Genomic DNA, 18782 nt, shown 5'->3' on the forward strand with positions numbered 1-18782 from the left:
CATAGTTTTTTAAAGACGCAATAATTGAAGACAAAAGCAGTCAAGTTTTTGATCCTGCTGTTTTGAAGCCGCTGGACGGCGGTCAATTTGCTTATGGAGAGGCGATGATGACGGGTCGGTTTGCTGCGTTTGGGGCTAGTGTGCTGTTTTCGGTGTCGGGTATTGCACAGGCCTATGCGCAGGATGCAACTGCAGCCGCCAAACTTGACGTCGAGCTCAATGCGCTGGCGCCCTCGCAGAAGGGCTGCATGATGACCTTCGTTGCCGAGAACAATCTGCAGACACCGATCAACAAGATCTCCTTCGAACTCGCCTTCTTCAACGACAAGAATGCCGTCGACCGTATCACCGTGCTCGATTTCCGCGATCTGCCGCAGGGCAAGAAGCGCGTGCGCCAGTTCGATATGCCGAACGTCAAGTGCGAGACGGTCACGCGCATCCTCATCAACGACACGCCTGTTTGTGACGGGCCGGCGGCGGGGGGAATGCATGAAGGGTCTGGTGACCCGCTCGCAGATCTCAGTTCCTTTCGAAGGTTAAGACGAAAGCCGGGATGAAGCCCGGCGCGCATGTTCCAGGCTGTCCGAGGCGTCAAATGGCAATTTCAGCGAAGTCCAGATCGAGACAGGTGCTCATCGAGGAGGCGAGCGCTGACGAGAGCCTGAACGACAACACTCCTGGCATGCATCCTGGCCACGAGCTTTCCGATCTGCGCAATGCGCAGCGCCAGCCGGCCGGCGAACAGGTCATCCATTATGCGCGTTTCGCGCAGATCTCGTCTTTCCCGGATCATCCGGAAACCACAGCGGCATCTTCCGTCACACCGCCGCCGATGGATGCGACGGTGGAGAAGCAGGAGGACGAGAAGGCACCGGTACGGCGCCGGCTGACGGTCACCTGCATCTGCTCGCTGATCTTTCACGCGGCACTGGTGGTCGTGCTGATCGTTGCCTTTGCGAAGGCGCCCGAGGAGGCGATTGAAGAAGCCGGCCAGGCGATGAGCGTCGTCATGTATGGCGATTCCGACGTCGACCAGACGGCGGCCGGCGAAACGGAAACGACTGTGCAGCAGGAAATCATTCCGGAAGAGGTGCAGCCCGACACGATCCAGCCTACGGAGACGGCGGAGGTTCGACCGGAAGCCGTGCAGCCGACCGAGGTCGTGCCTGTCGAGACGCAGGATCCCATCCAGCAGGCGCCGGCGCCGGAAGTGACGCGTGTTTCGGCTGAGACGGCTGCGGCTGTCGAGCCCGAGATTCTGGTGTCCGAAGTGCCGGCGGAAGAGTCTGTCGCGCAACCGATGTCGACGGTCGTTCCCGAACAGCAGCAGGTGCCGGTCGATACGGTCCCGCCTGAGGTGCTGCCCACCGAAGTACAGCAGACTGCGGTCCAGCCGACCGAAGTGCAGCCTGCAGAGACTCGGCCGGAAGTCGCGGAGACGCCGCAAGAGGTCAAGCCCGTCGAAACCGCGGAAGTACAGCCGGAGCCGGAGCAGCCCGAGGAGGTTGTCACGCCGACGCCGAAGCCCAAAGCGGAAACGCAGGAAAAGCCTAAGCCGGTCGAGAAGAAGCGTCCGCCGCAGAAGGCGGCAGGCAGGGAAGGCGAGCAGCAGCAGAATTCTCAGCGCGGTGTTGCTGAAGGCGATCCGTCAGCCCAGTCCGACCGTAATTCGCAAGCTGCCAGCAACAATAACGGGGTCGGCACAGCCGCTCGCGCCAATTACGGGGGAAAGGTTCGCGCCCGCATCCGGCGTGCGCTTCGCGAGCCTCGCGGCGTCGATGGGACGGCGGGAGTGACGTTGACCATCGGCGGTAGCGGTAATCTTGTCTCTGCCGTCATTTATAGAAGTTCGGGCGTTCCGGAGATCGATCAGGCGGCTACCGAGGCTGTGCGGCGCGCATCGCCTTTCAGCCCGCCGCCGGGAGGGCAGTCCGTGAGTTTCAAGCAGGAAATTCAGGTCGGCAGGAATTAAATATGATAAAAATAATCAACTTTATACTTTACTCTAAAAATCAAGTTTAATAAGGTCCGTTCGCACACGCAGGAATCGTGTGACGATCAACGAGCGAACGGGTGGTAAATGGCTCGAAAGGCGAAGAAGGGGGCGAACCGGGAGATCCGTGTTCAGGCCGATCAGGAGACGAAAGAGATCTCCTCGGGCCGCTCCAAGCTGGATGGCCGCAGTTTCCTCTATGTCGGCGGTCGTGATTGCCAGGTGGCGCATCTTCGCCAGATCGCCAGCAATTTCGGCGCCGAGCTCATCCACCATGATGGCGGCCTTCGCGAAGCCGTTTCCCGCATCGATACGTTGCTTCCCTCGGTCGACTGTGTCTTCTGCCCCATCGACTGTATCAGCCACGATGCCTGCCTGCGTGTGAAGACCGGCTGCAAGAAGTTCAGCAAGGCCTTCATCCCGCTACGCAATGGCAGCAAGTCCAGCCTGGAGCGTGCGCTGCAGACGATGAACGAACGAGACAACTCCCGATGAATGATGGGCGCCCTGACGGGTTTACAATGATCGGCCTGCATAAGCTCGCCGCTCACGGTGGCGACGGCCTGGTGCCGGAGCTTTACGAGGTTTTCCTAGAAAATGCTGCGCGCCAGCGCAGCTATCCCAATGTGGTACTGTTTCCCGCCTGGGAGGCGCGCATGCCCGGCGAAGCTGCTACAAAACCCATTGGCGCGGACGCTGTTGATGGCAATAATATCGTCGCCTTTCCGCGTTATGCGGAGCGGGCGGACAAGAAAAAGGCGTGAGGAGTTTTCCATGTATATCGCGATGAACCGCTTCAAGGTGGCCGCCGGCGCCGAGGGCGATTTCGAGAGTGTCTGGCGCAATCGCGATTCCAGCCTTTCCGAAGTTCCGGGCTTCGTCGAGTTTCGGCTGCTGCGCGGCAAGGCCAATGCGGAGGAGGGCTATACGATGTTTTCCTCCCACACGCTCTGGCGTAGCGAAGAGGATTTTCTGAACTGGACGAAGTCGGAGAATTTCCGCGCCGCGCATCGCAATGCAGGCGACAACAAGGGCCTGTATAAGGGCCCGCCGGTATTCGAAGGCTTCAACGTCGTTGACGGCATATGAGCGGCGATCCCGATCGTATTGAAGTCCTGCCGGTCCTGCCGTCGCTCGATATCGCGGCGACGCTCGCCTTCTATCGCGATCAGCTCGGCTTTGCCAAAATCGTGCACCAGACGCCGGATTATCTGATCCTCAGGCGCGGCGAGATGGAGCTGCATTTCTGGCTGACGGATGATCGAAGCCTGCCGGAAAAGACATCCGTCTACCTGCGCGGCGGCGGCATTGCCGCCCTTCATGCGGAATACCGTACGAAGGGCGTTTCACGCCTGTCGGATATGGAAGTGCGGCCTTGGAACATGGAGGAATTCTATATCCATGATCCGCACGGCAATCTCCTGCGCTTTGGCCGCATACCGCAGCCATAGAGTTTAACTCTTGACGCGGAAGAAGGCGCTCGCCGAAACTGCCAGCCAGCCCAGCATCATCGCCCAGCCGCCTGTCGGCGCGGCATAGGGAAAGAGGCTGGAGCCGGTAAAGCGCAGGGTGACAAGATCGCCCGCAAAGAGCAACGTCCCCACAATCATCAGCAAACCGGCCAGCCAGGCGCTTTTGATTTTGCCGGCACCCAGCGCCAGTGCCAGCAGGGCAGGGGCGTGAGCGAGACACATGGCAGAGGCCGAGGCGGCGAGATTGGCCTCACCGCCGCCGTGAGCAGCAAGGGCGGCAAGGGCCACGCCCGCAAGGCCAAACAGGCCGGCGAAAAGATAGAGCACCGGTTCCAGACGCGCGTTCAGGCTCATGACTATTCCTTGTTCTGCATGTGATGGGCGAGGCGCTCGACCGGCGCCCAGATGAGGTCGCGCAATGCCTGGCTGGCGATGGTCTCGTCCATCGCCTGGCGGAAGCAGATCAGCCATTCGTCGCGTTCGACGGGCCCGATCTCGGCGACGAAATGACGGCTGCGCAGACGGGGATGGCCGCGCTTGTCGGTATAGAGCGGCGGACCGCCCAGATAGCCGGTCATGTATTCGTAGAATTTCTCTTCGCTACCTTCGAGGCTTGGCGGATGCACGGCGCGCACGTTTTTCGCCTCCGGCAGTGTATCCATTAGTTCGTAGAAACGATGCGTCAGCGCCCGGACGACAGGATCACCGCCGATCGCCTCGTATAAAGTTGTCACCTGTGAAGTTGCCTGCTCCGGCACGAAACCATCCCTTAGTACCCGCCCCAGAGCGTCGGTGTCCCCTCCGCCACTCCGGATTTTTGTTCCAGCATCGGATTGTCCGAAAACCGTTTCACACCTTTCGGTCCGATGCTCTAGATGCACCCGATCAAAAAGGATCGCAACTGTCATCAAAACAGCGCGGCATTTCGCGCATAATCCCTGTGGGGCAGGGTTCCCAGCCGATTCTTCTTGACAAAACCGTCCGGACGGTATCTTTGTAAATCCATGTCAAACGCTCATCATCGCAAGAAACAACCCGTGCTCGTGCGCCAGCAGTTGCTGGAGGTCGCCGCGCGTCTTGCTGGTGAGAGTGGCATGAGCGCTGTCACGCTCGATGCGGTCTCGGCTGCATCAGGCGTCAGCAAGGGAGGACTGCTGCATCACTTCCCCACGAAGAATGCGCTCCTGGACGCCCTGTTCGAGAGCCTGCTGGAGAAGTTCGACGCCGATATAGACGAGCTGATGCGCGCCGATCCGCTGCCGCAGGGCCGTTTCTCGCGCGCCTATCTGCAGGCGGTGTCCGGGCTGAAGGATCGCCCCGACGATTCCAGAAGCTGGACGCAGGTGACGATCGCGCTTCTCGCCGAACCCCGGCTGCGCCTCCGATGGCGCCAATGGGTGGCGGCAAGAGCCGAGGAATATATCGGCACCGACTCGGCGCTCGACACTCTGATCGTGCGTTTTGCCGCCGACGGTCTGTGGTTCGCAGATACGTTGGAAAGCCATGATATCAGTGGCGCTCTGAGGCGAGAGCTGATCGCCCGCCTCATCGAGCTGACCCACAAGTAGATTAAGAAGGAATACCGCCATGAACCCGGCTGCCGTCTATGGGCTGCTCGTTGCAGCCATCGTGCTTGAAGTTATAGGCACGACAGCACTTCAGCTCTCCCAGCAGTTTACCCGCCTCGGGCCGACGGTGCTTGTCGTCGCCTGCTATGGGGCTGCCTTCTACTGCCTGTCGCTGACGCTGAAGCATATTCCTGTTGGAATCGCCTATGCGATTTGGAGCGCTTTGGGAATCGTGCTGATTTCCTCCGTCGGCCTCATCTTTTTCAAGCAGCGGCTGGATACGCCCGCCATCATCGGCCTCGGCCTGATCATCTCTGGCGTCGTCGTCGTCAACCTGTTTTCCAAGTCCATTTCCCATTGATGTGACAAGGGATTTTTCCCGGTCGTGAAACCGGGAAAAATCCTCTTTGTCAAAATACCGACAAAGGTCTATGTCTTCCTCTGACGCGGAGGAGGGACTGCTTTGGCTGGCCATCTTTCCAAAGCGCTTTGAATCCCACCTTCCTGCTTGCCAAAAATCCAAAGGTTCTAGAGGAGCATAGCCATGGCCATTCGCACCGTCGTATGGGGAGAGAACATCCATGAGACAACCAATGAGATCGTCCGGGGCATTTACCCCGAGGGCATGCACACCACGATCGCCAAGGCGCTGAACACCGATCCGGCTATTTCCGCGACCACGGCAACGCTGCAGGAGCCGGAACATGGCCTCAGCGAAGCCCGGCTTGCCGAGACCGACGTTCTGACCTGGTGGGGCCACAAGGACCATGGTGCCGTCTCCGATGCCGTCGTCGAGCGCGTCGCCAAGCGGGTTTGGGAAGGCATGGGCCTGCTCGTGCTGCATTCCGGCCATTTCTCGAAGATCTTCAAGCGCCTGATGGGCACGCCCTGTGCGCTGAAATGGCGCGAGGCGGGCGAGCGCGAGCGTCTGTGGACGATCAATCAGCGCCATCCGATCGCTGCTGGTCTCGGCGAGCATTTCGAGCTGGAAAACGAAGAAATGTACGGCGAGCAGTTCTCCGTGCCGGAGCCACTGGAAACGGTCTTCATCTCCTGGTTCCAGGGCGGCGAAGTCTTCCGGTCTGGCCTGACCTGGCGCCGTGGTGCCGGTAATATCTTCTATTTCCGTCCCGGCCACGAAACCTACCCGACCTATCACGATGCGAACGTGCAGAAGGTGCTGATCAACGGCGTGAAATGGGCCTATAACCCCGAGGGTGCGTTGACTGGTATCACCGACGCCCCAAATGTGCCGGTAGAGAAGGCACTGGAGCCGATCGTCGAACGCGGCCCGAGACTGCACCAGGCCGGCGAAGCCGGTTACCGCTGAGGAGCATTCATGCGACTACTCGTTCTTGGTACGGGCGTGATGGCGAAAAACCAGCTCGCCCATTTCGCGAATATGGACGGCGTGACCGTGGTCGGCGCCGTTGATACGGATTCCGACCGCCTTGCCGCATTCGCCGATAAGTTCAATATCGAGAAGCGGTTTCTGACGCTGGAGGAGGCGATCGCCTGGGGCGAGTTCGATGCGGCGACGAATATCACGCCTGACCGAATCCATTACCCGACCACCATGGCGCTGATCGCGGCCGGCAAGCATGTGCTGTGTGAGAAGCCGCTGGCGGAAAACTATCCCAAGGCGCTGGAGATGACGGAAGCGGCTGAGACCGCCGGCGTCATCAACATGGTCAATCTCACCTATCGCAACGTCGCACCGCTGCAGCGCGCCCGCGAGATGGTGCTGTCAGGCGAGCTCGGAACAATCAAGCATGTGGAGGCCTCCTATCTGCAGAGCTGGCTGGTGTCGCGGGCCTGGGGCGATTGGCGTACGGAATCGACCTGGCTGTGGAGGCTTTCCACCGGCCACGGTTCGAACGGCGTGCTCGGCGATGTCGGCATTCATATCCTCGACTTCGCGGCCTATGGCGCTGCGACCGATATCGATCATGTCTTCGCCCGGCTGAAGACCTTCAACAAAGTGCCGGGCGGCCAGATCGGCGAATATATGCTCGATGCCAATGACAGCTTCACCATGTCGGTTGATTTCGCCAATGGTGCCCTCGGCGTCATCCATGCCAGCCGCTGGGCGACCGGTCATCTGAACGAGCTGAAGCTGCGCATCTATGGCGAGAAGGGCAGCCTCGAGGTCATCCACCGTCCAAGCGGCTCCGAGCTGCATGGCTGCCTTGGCGAGGATGTGGAAACGGCGACCTGGAAGCCGGTCGACGTGCCGCCGGTTCCAACCAACTACCAGCGCTTTGCCGAGGCCGTGGCAACGGGCGTCCAGCACGACCCGAACTTCCGTCATGCGGCCAACCTGCAGAAGGTGCTCGACCTTGCCATGGTCACCGAGCGCGAACGCCGCGAGCTGAAAGTCTGATATTTATCAAACGGAACCGCCGTCACAATGTGCGGCGGTTCCTGCGGCATTTGATCGCAAAACCTGTACTTGAGCGGCGCGCGTGACTATCCATATCTAGGAAATGGTCAACGCGGTGATGTCGTGTCGGCTCCTGCGCGGAAGGCCATGCAATCTCCCAAGGCCCGCAATGGAACGCCCATGACAGACGGTATCGCCAACACCTCCCTTCCCGAACAATCAGTATCCACTCCCGAAACGCAGGGCTTCGCCACTGCCGGGATCGCTCCCATGGATCGCCCCAGCGCCATCACGCGCTTCTTCATGGGCATCGTCGCCTGGGCCGAAGGCCTGAATTTCAAACATGCCAAGCTCGGCAATCCGCCTGTTTATGACAACGCGGTGTTCCCGTGGGCGAAGGAGGTCGAGAAGGCCTGGCCTGAGATCCGCGCCGAGCTCGACCGCGTGCTGGTGCGCCAGAGCGAGCTGCCGAGCTTCCAGGAAATCTCCACTGATGTGCAGACCATTTCCAAGGACAATCGCTGGAAGACCTTCTTCCTCGTCGGTTTCGGCGTGAAGTCGGAGCAGAATATCCAAGCCTGCCCGGAAACCTGGAAGGCGGTGCAGAATATCCCGGGTCTGAAGACGGCGATGTTTTCGATCTTCGAGCCCGGCAAACATCTGCCGGCCCATCGCGGCCCCTATAATGGCGTGCTGCGCCTGCATCTCGGTATGATCGTGCCTGATGCGACCGATAAGCTCGCCATCCGCGTCAAGGACCAGATCTGCCACTGGCAGGAAGGCAAGGCGCTGATCTTCGACGACGCCTATGAGCATGAAGCCTGGAACCACACGGACAAGACGCGTGTCGTCCTGTTCATCGATTTCGTGAAGCCGCTGAAATTCCCGGCGCGGCTGATCAACTGGGCTCTGCTCAATCTTGCGATTTTCACGCCGTTCATCCGCGAAGGGCTCGATAATCACAAGGAGTGGGAAAAGAAGTTCTATGCCCAGGCGGAAGCGCTCAGGAATCGGGGGTAAGCGAGGGCCTCACTACTTGCTCTACGTCATCCTCGGCCTTGTGCCGAGGATCTGCCCACGTTGATGATAAAGGCTACGGCTTAGATCCTCGGGACAAGCCCTGACATGACGGAAGAGAGGGTCCGTAGCCGCGTCAAAAAAGCGAAGGCCCCGCTTTTGCGGGGCCTTTTTGCTTATTCAATGACCTGAACCACACGATGGGTCTGCGGCTCGACAATCACATGGCGGTCGTTGATGACGGTATAGGCATAGCGCGGATTATCCGGCACCGGGATCACCTGAACATCTGCGGGCAGCGGCTTGCCGACCACGATCGGCTGCTGCACCACCACTGCTGACGGGGGTGCCGGCTGCTGCTGGACGTAGGTTACGACCTCGCGCGGCGGCGGATCGACGACAGCACCGGCTACACCGCCTGCCACGCCGCCAATTGCAGCGCCCACGGGACCGCCGACAATGGCGCCGGTGATTGCGCCGCCGGCGGCACCCGTCACGGCTCCATCGGCCATCGCGTTCGTGGCCAGAGACGAGAGCGCAAGCGCGCTCGAGACAAGAATGATCTTGTACATTTTGCTTCTCCTTAGCTCTATGTCTTTGTTTTCACGCAATTCCGGACGCAAAACCGCTTCGCACTTTTGCTGGAATTGCTCGGTGTTTTCACGCAACACCGGACGCAAACCAATTCACATTTCTGCTGGAATTGCTTTGGTCTGCACTGGGGTAACGAGCCCATCAATGTCGATGTTCCGGCCGGAGAAGCGTTTCGGAGTCACGGTTTGGAAGCGCAGTTCACATAGTGTGAGGCGCGCTATTCCAGCCTACGGCGGAATAGCCAGGCGGCAGCACCAAGTGTCGCGCAGGCGATCAGCGCCAGCGGAATGGTCTGGTTCAGCACCTCGGCGGCCGGAATATCCTTCAGGAAGACGCCTTTGACGATGATGAGGAAATAGCGTAGCGGATTGACAATCGTCACGGGCTGCAGCCAGTCCGGCATGTTCTCGATCGGGGTTGCGAAACCCGAAAGCAGCATGGCCGGCACCATGAACAGGAAGGCTCCGAGGATCGCCTGCTGCTGCGTCATCGAGAGCGCCGAGATGAAGAGGCCGAGGCCTGCCACCGAACCCAGATAGAAGATCGAGCTGCCATAGAGCAGGAAGAGCGAGCCGCGTAAGGGCACGCCGAAGATGAAGATCGCCGCCAGCACATAAAGCGTCATGTGGAAGAGGCCGATCATCATTGGCGGAATGAGCTTGCCGATCAGGATTTCATGGACGCGCAGCGGCGAGACCATCAGCTGGTCGAAAGTGCCGAGTTCCCGTTCGCGGGCAATGGAGAGGGCTGTGACGATGAGGCCGATGAGCAAGGCGATGCTGGCGATCAGGTTCGGCACCATGAACCATTGATAGGTGAGGTTGGCGTTGAACCAGTTGCGCGGCACGGTCGCGACCGTCTTCGCCATGGCGCGCCGGCCTGCCGGCGTCTCAGTCGAAAGCGTCATGCCGATTTGGGTGAGATAGCCGGAGACGATCTGGGAAGCGTTGGAGCGGCGCCCGTCGAGGATGATCTGCAGATCAGCGGGGATACCGGCCTCGATGTTGCGGGAGAAATCCGGGCCGATCTCGATTGCGGCAATCACGGACTGGCCGTCGATCGCCTCGCGGATATCGGTCTGGTTATCGGTGGTCTTTATGCGCCGGAAGGTCGGGGAGCCCTGGATGCGCTGGATCAGTTCCTGCCCCCAATGACCGCTGTCGCGGTTCAGCACCATGACATCGACATTGCGCACTTCAAGCGTCGCCGCATAGGAAAAGACGAGGAGCTGCATGAGGGGCGGCACGATCAGCACGAAGCGTCCCTTGGGATCGCGCATCACGGCGAGCAGTTCCTTGACGATGAGGGCCTTCAGCCGGGTCCACCACATCTCAGCCGATCCTCTTTCTGGTGCTGCGGGCGGCGAGCACAAACATGATGCCGCCGATCGTGAGCATGACGGCGATGGAGCGGGCGAACATTGGCCAGATATCGCCTGCCAGGAACACCGTCTGCAGGCTGGGGATCAGATAGCGGGCCGGCACGATGATGGTGATCCACTGGATGATTGCGGGCATGGAATTGATCTCGAAGAGAAAGCCCGACAGCAGGAAGGCCGGCAGAAAGGCCGTGATCAGCGCGATCTGCGAGGCGAGGAACTGGTTCTTGGTTGCCGTGGAGATCAACAGGCCCTGGCCGAGCGCGGGGATCAGGAAGGCGGCTGACAGGGCATAGAGCGCTGCGACCGAGCCGCGGAACGGCACGCCGAAGAGGAATACGGCGAGCAGCACGCAGAGCGTCATCGAGGCGAGGCCGAGCAGGAAATAGGGAAGGATCTTGCCGGCAAGCAGCTCGGCAGATGTTACAGGTGTCGCCATCACCGCCTCCATCGTGCCGCGCTCCCATTCGCGGGCGACGACGAGAGAGGTGAGCAGCGTGCCGACCAGCGTCATGACGATGGCGATAGAGCCGGGGACGAGGAAGTTGCGGCTCGTGAGCTCCGGATTGAACCAGAAGCGCTGCTCGATGGAGATCGGCGGACCGGCGGCCACCGTCTCGGATTGCCGCTGCCGCTCCCAATTGGCGACGGTCCCTTGCGCATAGTTCTGCACGAAATTGGCGGTATTCGGGTCCGAACCGTCGACGAGAACCTGGATCTGCGGGTGGTTGCCGGCGGCATAGTCTGTCGTGAAATCGGCGGGGATGACGACGATGCCGCGCACATTGCCGAGAACGAGATCCTCTTCGAACATGCGCCGGTCGCGGCCAACAGTGACGGAGAAATAGCGGGAGGCCTGGAAGCTTGCCGCGAGGTCCTGCGTCAAGGGTGTGGCCTGTTCCAGCACGAGGCCGATGCGGGTGCGGGTCGTATCCAGCGACACGCCATAGCCGAAGAGGAAGAGCAGGATCAGCGGCAACACGAAGGCGATGAGAATGGTGCTGGGATCACGGATCGCCTGATAGCTTTCCTTGCGCACGAGGGCGACGAAGCGGCGGATGCGGGAAGAGGTGCTCACGCGGCTTCCCCTTCCGTTTCCGACTCCTGAACAAGGGCGATGAAGGCGTCCTCCATCGTCGGGTCCGGCTGCTCCCTGGTGGCGACACGCGCCTTCAGCTCATCGGGCGAGCCGAGCGCGATCGAGCGGCCGCGATAGATCAGCGAGATGCGGTCGCAATATTCGGCCTCGTCCATGAAATGCGTCGTCACGAGCACCGTGACGCCCTTTTCGACGAGTGCATTGATATGGGTCCAGAATTCGCGCCGCGTGATCGGATCGACGCCTGATGTGGGTTCGTCGAGGAAGAGGGCGCGCGGTTCATGCATAACGGCGCAGGCGAGCGCCAGCCGCTGTTTCAGGCCGAGCGGCAGGTCCTTGGCCGAATGGCGCGCGTGGCGGCCGAAATCGAATATATCGGTCATCAACTCGATGCGCTCGCGCCGGCGATTGCCGGAGAGGCCGTAGACGCCGGCGAAGAATTCGAGATTCTGCATGACGGTGAGATCGCCATAGAGCGAGAATTTCTGCGCCATGTAGCCGAGCTGGTTGCGCGCTTCGGCGGCATCCTTGCGCAGGTCGAAGCCGGCAACACGGCCTTCGCCCTCCGTCGGCTTCAACAGGCCGCAGAGCATCTTGAAAGTGGTGGACTTGCCCGCACCATTCGGGCCGAGCAGGCCGAAGATCTCGCCGCGGCTTATATCGAAGGTGATCTTGTCGGCAGCGGTGAAATCTCCGAAGCGCTTGGTCAGGCCATGCGCCTCGATGACGGGACGATCACCCATCTCGCTTGGCGCCGCTTGCGCTTCGGCGAGTTTCGAGCGCCCGCCGGGGCCACCGCCGAGCATATCGATGAAGGCATCCTCGAAGCGGGGAGGGGTGGGCGCGAGCTTTGCTTCACCGCCGGCACCGCCGATATCAGGCGTCTCATCCTTGCCGGTGACGAGGCGGATGGCATCGCCTTGGATGACGCCATCGATGACACCCTTTGTCTGCAGCAGTTCGGCCAGCACCTGCCGCCTGCGGCCCGTCACGCCCGATACCTTGAAGACGCGGTCTTCCACGCGGCCGGTCAGGTCATGCGGCTTGCCGGAAAAGAGCAGCTTGCCCTGATTGAGCAGCAGAACGTGATCACAGGCCTCTGCCTCATCCAGATAGGCGGTCGACCAGAGCACGCCGATGCCTTCCTGCGTCAGGTTCTCGACCATCTTCCAGAGGTCGCGCCGCGAGATCGGATCGACGCCGACGCCCGGTTCATCGAGCAGCAGCAGGCGCGGCTTCTTCAGCAGTGCGCAGGCAAGGCCGAGCTTCTGTTTCATGCCGCCCGAGAGCTTACCGGCAAGCCGCGTCGTGAAGCGCTTGAGATCGGTGAAGGTCAGCAGTTCCTCGAAGGAGGCTGCGCGTTCGGCCTTTGGGAGGCCGCGCAGATCGGCGTAGAGATCGAGATTTTCCTGAACCGACAGATCCTCATAGAGGCCGAAGCGCTGCGGCATGTAGCCGATCGAGGCCTGGATGGCGGCCGGGTTCTTCTGCGTATCGAAGCCCAGCACCTCCACCGTGCCGCTATCGGGCATCATCAGGCCGGTCATCAGTCGGATCAGCGTCGTCTTGCCGGCGCCGTCGGGGCCGACGAGGCCGGTGATCGCGCCGCCCTTCACCTCGCCGGAGACGGCATCGAGTGCCGGCGGGCCATCGCTGAAGCGCTTGGTTACATCGGCAAGCCGCACCAGCGCTTCATCCTTTGGGGCGGGAGACGCGCTCATTGTGCGGCCAGCGAGGGAAAGCGCACGGTGACCGGCATGCCCTGGCGCAGGTCCGGGCCGGGCTTGTCGATGACGATGCGCAGGCGATAGACGAGATCGGTGCGAAGCTCCGGCGTCTCGACCGATTTCGGCGTGAATTCGGCGACCGGCGAAATGAAGCCGATCGTGCCTTCATAGGGCTTGTCGGCTCGAGTATCGGAGGTGACCTCGACCTTCATGCCGGGATGCAGGCGGCCGAGATCGCCTTCCGCCACATAGCTGCGCACCCAGACCGGCTGCGTGAGGGAGAGGACATAGACCGTATCAGCCGGCGAAACGATGGCGCCGGGTTCCCGCACGCGCGACAGGATGACACCGTCATTCGGCGCGCGCAGTTCGGTATCAGCAAGCGAGATGCGGGCGGAGACCAGTGCAGATTGCGCGGCCTTCAATTGCGCCTCGGCATTGGCAATGTCTTCCACGCGGCTGCCCTCCTGCAGGAGTTTCAGCGCTTCATTGGCGGAATCCGCACGTGCTGCCGCCATCGAACGATTGGCGGTCGCCTGATCGAGGTTCGCCTCCGATATCGTGCCCTGAGGGCGGAGCTGGCGGGCGCGGTCATAGGCGATATTGGCATTGCGCAGCGCAGCCAGGCTTTCATCATAGGAGGCTTGCGCCTGGGCGATCTCCGTCGGGCGCGGACCGGCCTTCAGCTTGTCGAGCGTCGCCTGCAGGGCGGCGACATTGGCTTGCGCCGAGGCGACAGCCGCTTCGAAAGGTGCGACGTCGAGCTTGCCGAGCACATCGCCGCTCTTGATCATGTCGCCCTCATCGACGGCGAGCGAGGCAAGCCGGCCATCGACGCGGAAACCGAGAGAGACCTGGCGGATATCGACATTGCCATAGAGCGCGAATTCCTTGGTGCGTTCCGGCAGCCAGCCGAGCTTCTGGGGCAGGCCGTACCACCAGGCGGCAGCGCCCGCCGCAACGAGAATGAGGATGGCAAGGGGGAGGATCCGTCTCATCTTGTATTTCCTTTCGCCTGACGCAGCTGGCCGACAAGCTCCGCAACGAGGTTACGCAGGGTCTGGAGTTGTTCTGACCCGACCGACTGCCACTCCATCTGGGCGAGAACGGCCGCATGGGCGACGCGGAAGACCATGATGTTGCCGACGAAGGCGAGGGTGCGCAGCCGCACATGCTCGCTGGCCGGGTCTTCCTGCAGGATGGTGCCGATCATGCGGCGCGCCATTTCGATCATCGGGCGCATGAGGCCCTGATAGACACGGGCGAAGGCCTCGGTCGGCTCCATCTGCTCGCGGATGATGAAGCGCGCCCAGGGCTCGGACTCCTTGCTGACGAAAAGGCTGACCATGGTCGCGCCCATCTCCGTCAGCAGGCGTCGCGCATCCTCTTCGCTCAGTGTCCGACCCGCAGCCTCGAGCGCCATGAAATGGGCGCCGATCTGCTGGCGCAGGGAGCCGACATGGCGGTCGATGCGCGAGACCAGATATTCTGCCGTCGCGACATAGAGGCCTTCCTTGCCGCCGAAATAATAGGGAATGGCCTGAAGGTTGACGCCGGCGGCTTCGCTGAGCTGGCGCGTCGAGGTGCCGTCGAAGCCATAGCGGCCGAAGACATCGAGCGCCGCGGACAGGAGCTTTTCCCGGGTGATTTCGGCGCGGTTCGGTTGGTTTTGTTCATCAGTCATGTCTCATGTATAGCCCCAACGAAAGTTTCAGTCAATCGAATGAATGTTTATCTTGCTCGGCCCGTCCTGATATGTATGAGGGTTGCGGGCGCGAACCGTCAGTATATTTACGTTTACTGCCGGCGCATTTACCGTTTCGTACTTCCGTAAAGGCTAATATTCTGGCTGAATGGGCTGATGAGAAACCGGCCCGTCATGCCAAGCGCTGCAAGACATGCCTGGAGAGCGCTCCTCGCGAGCGCGGCTCTTGCTCTTCCTGTGACCATGGCTTGCGCTGACGATATTGCACCCGGAAAAGGCGATCGCATTCAGAACGAGGTCGTGAAACCATCGCCGCATGACGGACAACTGACGGCGCCGCATATGAGCGCGGTCTGGTGGCTGCGGATCAGCCGAGAGCCACCGCAGGCCGATCAGCCTGATCATTCAAAGCAGGTTTTCGTGCGCAGCGACGACCAGCCCTAATCCCGGCCAACCTCGGCCGAAGCGCTGCGCGTCCATTCTCAGGCACGAAGGACGCCTTCTGAGCCTAGACATCGGGCTTTCCGAAGGCCGATTCCGGTTTACGGGCCGGTGCCGCAGGGCTCGTTTCCGGCCGATGGGGGCTCGGGTCTCTTTTGCGGCGTTGAGCCCGGCCGATGAGGCGCAGGGCCAGCGCTGTCGGCAAGATCCTCGCGATGAAGGCGGCGAGCTTCGAGGAGATGCCTGGAATGACGAGGCAGCGGCCGGACTTGAAGCCGCGCCATGCCTGCTCGGCCACATAATCGGCATCGAGCTTGGGTAGGACCTTGAAGAGGGCGGCCCGGTCGGCGCCGGATTTTTCCAGAAAGTCGGTCGAGACAGGGCCGGGGGCGACGCAGGTTACCGTCACACCGAAGCGGCGGACTTCCTCATGCAGGGCGGTCGAGAAGGCGCGCACGAAATTCTTGCTGGCGTAATAGAAGGCCATGTAGGGGCCTGGCGTGAAACCGGCGACGGAGCCGAGATTGATGACGCCGCCGCTGCGGCGCGCCACCATGCCCGGCAGGAAGCGAAGGGTCATGTCGGCGAGCGCGCGGATGTTGACGTCGATGATCCCAAGCTGATCCTCGGCGGGCAGGGAGGTTGCCGCGCCGCGCAGCCCATAACCGGCGCTGTTAACCAGAACGCTGCAGGTCAATCCATTTTCGGCGAGATAGGATTCCAGCCGGGCGGATGCATCCGCAGAGGCGAGGTCGAGTTCAATCGTGAAGGCTTCGCCGCCCGCCTGTTTGATCTCGGCTGCGGCGGCCGCAAGGCCTTCGGCGGAGCGCGCCACGAGCACGGTGATATTGCCCTCGCGCGCGGCGACTTTGGCAATGGCCCGCCCGATACCGCGGGATGCACCGAGAACGACGACAGCCAAGCGCTGCTCGGCGCTTTCGCTCATGGGGCAATTCCTGCAATCGATATGCCGGCGGGCTTTTCCGCCTGCGGCAACCCCCTGACCTCGTCGGTGACCTCGCCGTTCAGGATCTTTTCGAACCGCTCCAATGCCCGGGCGATGCTGGCGCCATCCATGACGCGGTGGTCGTAGTGGATGCGCACGGTGACAGAGCCGTCAGCATCGATCGGACCATAGTTCAGCAGCGTGGTGAGCGGCGTCAGGGGGTTCAAGGATTCGGCGCCGAGGCCGGAATAGACAGAGAACTGGAACGTGCCGAAATAGTGCCCACGCCGTTTTGCCAGGTTGAGCCCGAGCCACATCATGGACCAGCGGAGCAGGGCAGGCGCCCGGGCAAGTTTGAGCGAACGCCGGAAGTCCTTGATCTCGCCAATCGGCAGCGAGCGGGCGTCGCGGATCAGTTTTTCCAGCTCGGGAATGGGGCGCTGTTCCGGTCCCTTTATCTTGCTCAGGAGGACGATCCGCTCGCCCTCATGCTCGCGCTCATGGGCGATGGAGGCCACGCTTTCGGGATATTCGTAGAGCTGATGAATCGGGAATTTGATATAGGCGCGCCGGAGATCCGGGGTCTCCTTCGAAAGCAGCGCATAGCCTTTCAGGAACAGCACGGTCCATGACGGGCGCGGATCGCAGGCGCTTCGGGCATCCAGCAGCGGGCGGATATTCATCTGCCGCTGCACGGTGACGCGCGGGATGCCGATCGAAAATCGCATGAGATCTCCGACAAGCCGCCTTGCGGGCGAAAGCCTGATTGTCCGTCCCCTCATCGTGCCCTCCTCCTAGAGCCTTTCCGTTTTTCCTCGAAACACGGAAATGCTCTATCTCCTTGTTTTCACGCAATTGCGGACGCAAAACCGCTGCACACTTTGCTGGAATTGCTCTAATAGAGATAAGGGATGATCCGCTTCGTTCTGTCCATATAGGCGCGGTACTCGGGACCAAAAACCTCCATCATCATACGCTCTTCCTTGTCCACCCGCAGGAAGAACAGCACGGCAAAGCCGATAAGGCCTGCGAGACCCGCCACCCAGTTCGACAGGAGGAAAGCCTGGGCAAGGCCCATCAGCATGAAGGAAGTGTACATGGGGTGGCGCACCAGCGCGTAGGGACCTGATGATATCAGCTCGTGCTTCTGGCGGATTTCCAGCGTGATGGACCAGTTTCGTCCCAGCTGCTTGTGGGTTCTGCGAAAGACCCACATGGCGAGCGCGAAGATGGCGGCCCCAAGCACGACCGCCCACAGGTGGGCAGGGTAGTCGGCAGCTTTCGGGATGCCTGTCGCTACGTAAAATCCGGGCACGATCGCAAGCCCCGCGAGAGCCGCCGCAAGGGCTATCTTCTCCGAGACGCTCCGCTGGCTGCTGACGACGGGCACGCGTTTGCCGCGGCGCTCAAATGGATATCGAATGACGTACCATGCGATAATTCCGAGGACCCAGACGATCTCGCCAATGGTGTGAACTGACAAGTTCAAATCGGCACCAGAACCTTTCCACGATCCGTTTTCCGGGATCGCCCTGCTTTTCTATCAACCCGTATTCATCTCCCGCAGATTTGTAATGAATTGCTGCGGGCGAAGCCAGATGCCGGGCGTCTTATACCCCATATGCTTGGCGATATCGGCCACGAAGGCATTGCAATTGTAGACGGTCGCTTCCCAGAGACGGCTGCGTGCCTGGAGCTTGCGAATATAGGCGACCGTGTCGTCATATTCGGCATCCGTCAGCATCACGCGCCAGCTTGCCGAGCGGTACTGCTCTTCGAGGTCGCCATCCGTTGGGCCTGTCGTGGCGGGGACGGGAATGAAGTGGCCGATGACATAGGGCGCGGCATCTTCCGAAGCCGGGGCAAGTCCCGCAACATCGGGATTGATCATTCTTCCGTTTTTGTCGGCGCTGCCGAAGACGACATAGGTGTGACCGTAGGTCAGCGCATAACGCGAGCGGAATTCGATGAAACGCCGTCCTGCCTGGTCTTGAGTCGTGCCCGGTTTCTTCAGGTCACGGGCATCGGATGTAAAACGTGGCTGGGGGGCTTTGTCTTCTGACTGACACGATGATACCACAACCGCCAAAATGGCGATCAAGCACAAGCGGCTTTTTCCAAGCGCCATCAACACGCTCCATGTGCAGGCTCCTGCGAATGCAGGCCTGATGATGCCAGCTGATGCGCCGTTCCTGCGTCCTGAATGGCAGGCGGGATCAATCCTGGCCGTTTTAGGATGTTAGAGAGAGGAAGGGCCTATCGAGCCCTTCCTAAGTTCATGCGAATTTTACTTGTAGACGGCCGTTGCCGCAGGCGGTGGAGCTTTCCCCTTGCCTTTACCAATCGACCCGCAGGCACTCAGATTGGCCACCGCAAGCGTTGCTAGGATCACGAATAAAATTCTGCTCATTAAGTCCTCTCCTCATCCTGGTGCAGGCCTGAAAGAGCTGCACCTCAAA

At 60.9% G+C, this 18782-nt stretch carries 24 protein-coding genes and 1 pseudogene; 12 read left to right on the forward strand and 13 right to left on the reverse strand.

Annotation, left to right across the window (positions count from 1 at the left end):
* Positions 1-107 precede the first annotated feature (107 nt).
* The 6 genes and pseudogenes from AC1DTN_RS04005 (at position 108) to AC1DTN_RS04030 (ending at position 3444) form a co-directional block, all read left to right on the forward strand.
* Positions 108-540 (forward strand): annotated as a pseudogene (locus tag AC1DTN_RS04005) (hypothetical protein).
* Between the two features lie 55 nt (positions 541-595).
* Positions 596-1972, forward strand: a complete 1377-nt coding sequence (locus tag AC1DTN_RS04010) for an energy transducer TonB (protein WP_442206871.1) — start codon at positions 596-598, stop codon at positions 1970-1972.
* 108 nt (positions 1973-2080) lie between these two features.
* Complete coding sequence (locus AC1DTN_RS04015; RefSeq protein ID WP_007815267.1) at positions 2081-2488, forward strand: DUF2325 domain-containing protein; 408 nt, start codon at positions 2081-2083, stop codon at positions 2486-2488.
* Positions 2485-2757, forward strand: a complete 273-nt coding sequence (locus tag AC1DTN_RS04020) for a hypothetical protein (RefSeq protein ID WP_113321675.1) — start codon at positions 2485-2487, stop codon at positions 2755-2757. Before AC1DTN_RS04015 ends, AC1DTN_RS04020 begins: the two co-directional genes overlap by 4 nt.
* A gap of 10 nt (positions 2758-2767) precedes the next feature.
* On the forward strand, positions 2768-3082 hold the full coding sequence (gene hmuQ / locus AC1DTN_RS04025; protein ID WP_442206870.1) for a heme-degrading protein HmuQ: 315 nt from the start codon (positions 2768-2770) through the stop codon (positions 3080-3082).
* Positions 3079-3444, forward strand: a complete 366-nt coding sequence (locus AC1DTN_RS04030; RefSeq protein WP_442206869.1) for a bleomycin resistance protein — start codon at positions 3079-3081, stop codon at positions 3442-3444. The genes hmuQ and AC1DTN_RS04030 overlap by 4 nt, the downstream gene beginning before the upstream one ends.
* Positions 3445-3447: 3 nt before the next feature.
* Here the strand turns inward: AC1DTN_RS04030 and AC1DTN_RS04035 are convergent, their stop codons facing one another.
* Together AC1DTN_RS04035 and AC1DTN_RS04040 are read right to left on the reverse strand one after the other, a co-directional pair.
* Positions 3448-3819, reverse strand: a complete 372-nt coding sequence (locus tag AC1DTN_RS04035) for a DUF423 domain-containing protein (protein ID WP_439016180.1) — start codon at positions 3817-3819, stop codon at positions 3448-3450.
* Positions 3820-3821: 2 nt separating this feature from the next.
* Complete coding sequence (locus tag AC1DTN_RS04040; protein ID WP_442206868.1) at positions 3822-4223, reverse strand: group II truncated hemoglobin; 402 nt, start codon at positions 4221-4223, stop codon at positions 3822-3824.
* A gap of 246 nt (positions 4224-4469) precedes the next feature.
* Here AC1DTN_RS04040 and AC1DTN_RS04045 point away from each other — a divergent pair, with 246 nt between their 5' ends.
* The 5 genes from AC1DTN_RS04045 to olsC all read left to right on the forward strand — a co-directional run bounded on the left by AC1DTN_RS04045 (position 4470) and on the right by olsC (position 8436).
* Positions 4470-5033 carry a TetR/AcrR family transcriptional regulator gene (locus tag AC1DTN_RS04045; protein WP_007815280.1) on the forward strand — a complete coding sequence of 188 codons (564 nt, stop codon included), beginning with the start codon at positions 4470-4472 and terminating at the stop codon, positions 5031-5033.
* A gap of 19 nt (positions 5034-5052) precedes the next feature.
* Complete coding sequence (locus AC1DTN_RS04050; RefSeq protein ID WP_007815282.1) at positions 5053-5394, forward strand: DMT family transporter; 342 nt, start codon at positions 5053-5055, stop codon at positions 5392-5394.
* 183 nt (positions 5395-5577) lie between these two features.
* Complete coding sequence (locus tag AC1DTN_RS04055) at positions 5578-6363, forward strand: ThuA domain-containing protein (RefSeq protein ID WP_442206867.1); 786 nt, start codon at positions 5578-5580, stop codon at positions 6361-6363.
* 9 nt (positions 6364-6372) lie between these two features.
* The gene (locus AC1DTN_RS04060) at positions 6373-7416 is read left to right on the forward strand and encodes a Gfo/Idh/MocA family protein (protein WP_439016177.1); all 1044 of its coding nucleotides are present in this window, start codon (positions 6373-6375) and stop codon (positions 7414-7416) included.
* 180 nt (positions 7417-7596) lie between these two features.
* The gene (gene olsC, locus AC1DTN_RS04065) at positions 7597-8436 is read left to right on the forward strand and encodes an ornithine lipid ester-linked acyl 2-hydroxylase OlsC (protein ID WP_113322542.1); all 840 of its coding nucleotides are present in this window, start codon (positions 7597-7599) and stop codon (positions 8434-8436) included.
* A 173-nt stretch (positions 8437-8609) separates the two neighbouring features.
* Here the strand turns inward: olsC and AC1DTN_RS04070 are convergent, their stop codons facing one another.
* From AC1DTN_RS04070 to AC1DTN_RS04095, 6 genes are all read right to left on the reverse strand, one after another.
* The gene (locus tag AC1DTN_RS04070) at positions 8610-9005 is read right to left on the reverse strand and encodes a DUF1236 domain-containing protein (protein WP_113322509.1); all 396 of its coding nucleotides are present in this window, start codon (positions 9003-9005) and stop codon (positions 8610-8612) included.
* A gap of 239 nt (positions 9006-9244) precedes the next feature.
* Positions 9245-10357 (reverse strand): ABC transporter permease, encoded by a 1113-nt coding sequence (locus AC1DTN_RS04075; RefSeq protein ID WP_477920014.1) that lies wholly within the window; start codon positions 10355-10357, stop codon positions 9245-9247.
* 1 nt (position 10358) lies between these two features.
* Entirely contained in the window at positions 10359-11483 is a 1125-nt protein-coding gene (locus tag AC1DTN_RS04080) for an ABC transporter permease (RefSeq protein ID WP_007815294.1), read from the reverse strand.
* The gene (locus AC1DTN_RS04085) at positions 11480-13225 is read right to left on the reverse strand and encodes an ATP-binding cassette domain-containing protein (RefSeq protein ID WP_007815295.1); all 1746 of its coding nucleotides are present in this window, start codon (positions 13223-13225) and stop codon (positions 11480-11482) included. Before AC1DTN_RS04085 ends, AC1DTN_RS04080 begins: the two co-directional genes overlap by 4 nt.
* Positions 13222-14229 (reverse strand): secretion protein HlyD, encoded by a 1008-nt coding sequence (gene hlyD / locus AC1DTN_RS04090; RefSeq protein WP_442206866.1) that lies wholly within the window; start codon positions 14227-14229, stop codon positions 13222-13224. The genes AC1DTN_RS04085 and hlyD overlap by 4 nt, the downstream gene beginning before the upstream one ends.
* The gene (locus AC1DTN_RS04095; RefSeq protein ID WP_442206865.1) at positions 14226-14915 is read right to left on the reverse strand and encodes a CerR family C-terminal domain-containing protein; all 690 of its coding nucleotides are present in this window, start codon (positions 14913-14915) and stop codon (positions 14226-14228) included. Before AC1DTN_RS04095 ends, hlyD begins: the two co-directional genes overlap by 4 nt.
* 177 nt (positions 14916-15092) lie before the next feature.
* Here AC1DTN_RS04095 and AC1DTN_RS04100 point away from each other — a divergent pair, with 177 nt between their 5' ends.
* Complete coding sequence (locus AC1DTN_RS04100; protein WP_442206864.1) at positions 15093-15380, forward strand: hypothetical protein; 288 nt, start codon at positions 15093-15095, stop codon at positions 15378-15380.
* Positions 15381-15444: 64 nt separating this feature from the next.
* On the opposite strand, the gene AC1DTN_RS04105 is transcribed toward AC1DTN_RS04100, so the two are convergent.
* The 5 genes from AC1DTN_RS04105 to AC1DTN_RS04125 all read right to left on the reverse strand — a co-directional run bounded on the left by AC1DTN_RS04105 (position 15445) and on the right by AC1DTN_RS04125 (position 18733).
* The gene (locus AC1DTN_RS04105) at positions 15445-16323 is read right to left on the reverse strand and encodes an SDR family NAD(P)-dependent oxidoreductase (RefSeq protein ID WP_442206863.1); all 879 of its coding nucleotides are present in this window, start codon (positions 16321-16323) and stop codon (positions 15445-15447) included.
* Positions 16320-17105: a hypothetical protein gene (locus AC1DTN_RS04110; protein WP_442206862.1), complete on the reverse strand. Its 786-nt coding sequence runs from the start codon at positions 17103-17105 to the stop codon at positions 16320-16322. The genes AC1DTN_RS04105 and AC1DTN_RS04110 overlap by 4 nt, the downstream gene beginning before the upstream one ends.
* A gap of 113 nt (positions 17106-17218) precedes the next feature.
* A complete protein-coding gene (locus AC1DTN_RS04115; RefSeq protein ID WP_439016167.1) occupies positions 17219-17806 on the reverse strand; it encodes a protein-S-isoprenylcysteine O-methyltransferase in 588 nt (195 codons plus the stop codon).
* Positions 17807-17866: 60 nt separating this feature from the next.
* Positions 17867-18451, reverse strand: coding sequence for a hypothetical protein (locus tag AC1DTN_RS04120; protein ID WP_442206861.1), 585 nt, complete (start codon positions 18449-18451; stop codon positions 17867-17869).
* Between the two features lie 159 nt (positions 18452-18610).
* Positions 18611-18733, reverse strand: coding sequence for a hypothetical protein (locus AC1DTN_RS04125; RefSeq protein ID WP_007815309.1), 123 nt, complete (start codon positions 18731-18733; stop codon positions 18611-18613).
* Between the last annotated feature and the right edge of the window lie 49 nt (positions 18734-18782).

It is taken from the genome of Rhizobium sp. 01T444 (assembly GCF_056398305.1).

Excerpts from the sequence above, each read along its gene's own strand:
- AC1DTN_RS04010 (WP_442206871.1), top strand. The coding sequence starts at position 596 with ATGGCAATTTCAGCGAAGTCCAGATCGAGACAGGTGCTCATCGAGGAG.
- AC1DTN_RS04015 (WP_007815267.1), top strand. The coding sequence starts at position 2,081 with ATGGCTCGAAAGGCGAAGAAGGGGGCGAACCGGGAGATCCGTGTTCAG.
- AC1DTN_RS04020 (WP_113321675.1), top strand. The coding sequence starts at position 2,485 with ATGAATGATGGGCGCCCTGACGGGTTTACAATGATCGGCCTGCATAAG.
- hmuQ (WP_442206870.1), top strand. The coding sequence starts at position 2,768 with ATGTATATCGCGATGAACCGCTTCAAGGTGGCCGCCGGCGCCGAGGGC.
- AC1DTN_RS04030 (WP_442206869.1), top strand. The coding sequence starts at position 3,079 with ATGAGCGGCGATCCCGATCGTATTGAAGTCCTGCCGGTCCTGCCGTCG.
- AC1DTN_RS04035 (WP_439016180.1), bottom strand. The coding sequence starts at position 3,819 with ATGAGCCTGAACGCGCGTCTGGAACCGGTGCTCTATCTTTTCGCCGGC.
- AC1DTN_RS04045 (WP_007815280.1), top strand. The coding sequence starts at position 4,470 with ATGTCAAACGCTCATCATCGCAAGAAACAACCCGTGCTCGTGCGCCAG.
- AC1DTN_RS04050 (WP_007815282.1), top strand. The coding sequence starts at position 5,053 with ATGAACCCGGCTGCCGTCTATGGGCTGCTCGTTGCAGCCATCGTGCTT.
- AC1DTN_RS04055 (WP_442206867.1), top strand. The coding sequence starts at position 5,578 with ATGGCCATTCGCACCGTCGTATGGGGAGAGAACATCCATGAGACAACC.
- AC1DTN_RS04060 (WP_439016177.1), top strand. The coding sequence starts at position 6,373 with ATGCGACTACTCGTTCTTGGTACGGGCGTGATGGCGAAAAACCAGCTC.
- olsC (WP_113322542.1), top strand. The coding sequence starts at position 7,597 with ATGACAGACGGTATCGCCAACACCTCCCTTCCCGAACAATCAGTATCC.
- AC1DTN_RS04070 (WP_113322509.1), bottom strand. The coding sequence starts at position 9,005 with ATGTACAAGATCATTCTTGTCTCGAGCGCGCTTGCGCTCTCGTCTCTG.
- AC1DTN_RS04075 (WP_477920014.1), bottom strand. The coding sequence starts at position 10,357 with ATGTGGTGGACCCGGCTGAAGGCCCTCATCGTCAAGGAACTGCTCGCC.
- AC1DTN_RS04085 (WP_007815295.1), bottom strand. The coding sequence starts at position 13,225 with ATGAGCGCGTCTCCCGCCCCAAAGGATGAAGCGCTGGTGCGGCTTGCC.
- hlyD (WP_442206866.1), bottom strand. The coding sequence starts at position 14,229 with ATGAGACGGATCCTCCCCCTTGCCATCCTCATTCTCGTTGCGGCGGGC.
- AC1DTN_RS04095 (WP_442206865.1), bottom strand. The coding sequence starts at position 14,915 with ATGACTGATGAACAAAACCAACCGAACCGCGCCGAAATCACCCGGGAA.
- AC1DTN_RS04100 (WP_442206864.1), top strand. The coding sequence starts at position 15,093 with ATGAGAAACCGGCCCGTCATGCCAAGCGCTGCAAGACATGCCTGGAGA.
- AC1DTN_RS04105 (WP_442206863.1), bottom strand. The coding sequence starts at position 16,323 with ATGAGCGAAAGCGCCGAGCAGCGCTTGGCTGTCGTCGTTCTCGGTGCA.
- AC1DTN_RS04110 (WP_442206862.1), bottom strand. The coding sequence starts at position 17,105 with ATGAGGGGACGGACAATCAGGCTTTCGCCCGCAAGGCGGCTTGTCGGA.
- AC1DTN_RS04120 (WP_442206861.1), bottom strand. The coding sequence starts at position 18,451 with ATGGCGCTTGGAAAAAGCCGCTTGTGCTTGATCGCCATTTTGGCGGTT.
- AC1DTN_RS04125 (WP_007815309.1), bottom strand. The coding sequence starts at position 18,733 with ATGAGCAGAATTTTATTCGTGATCCTAGCAACGCTTGCGGTGGCCAAT.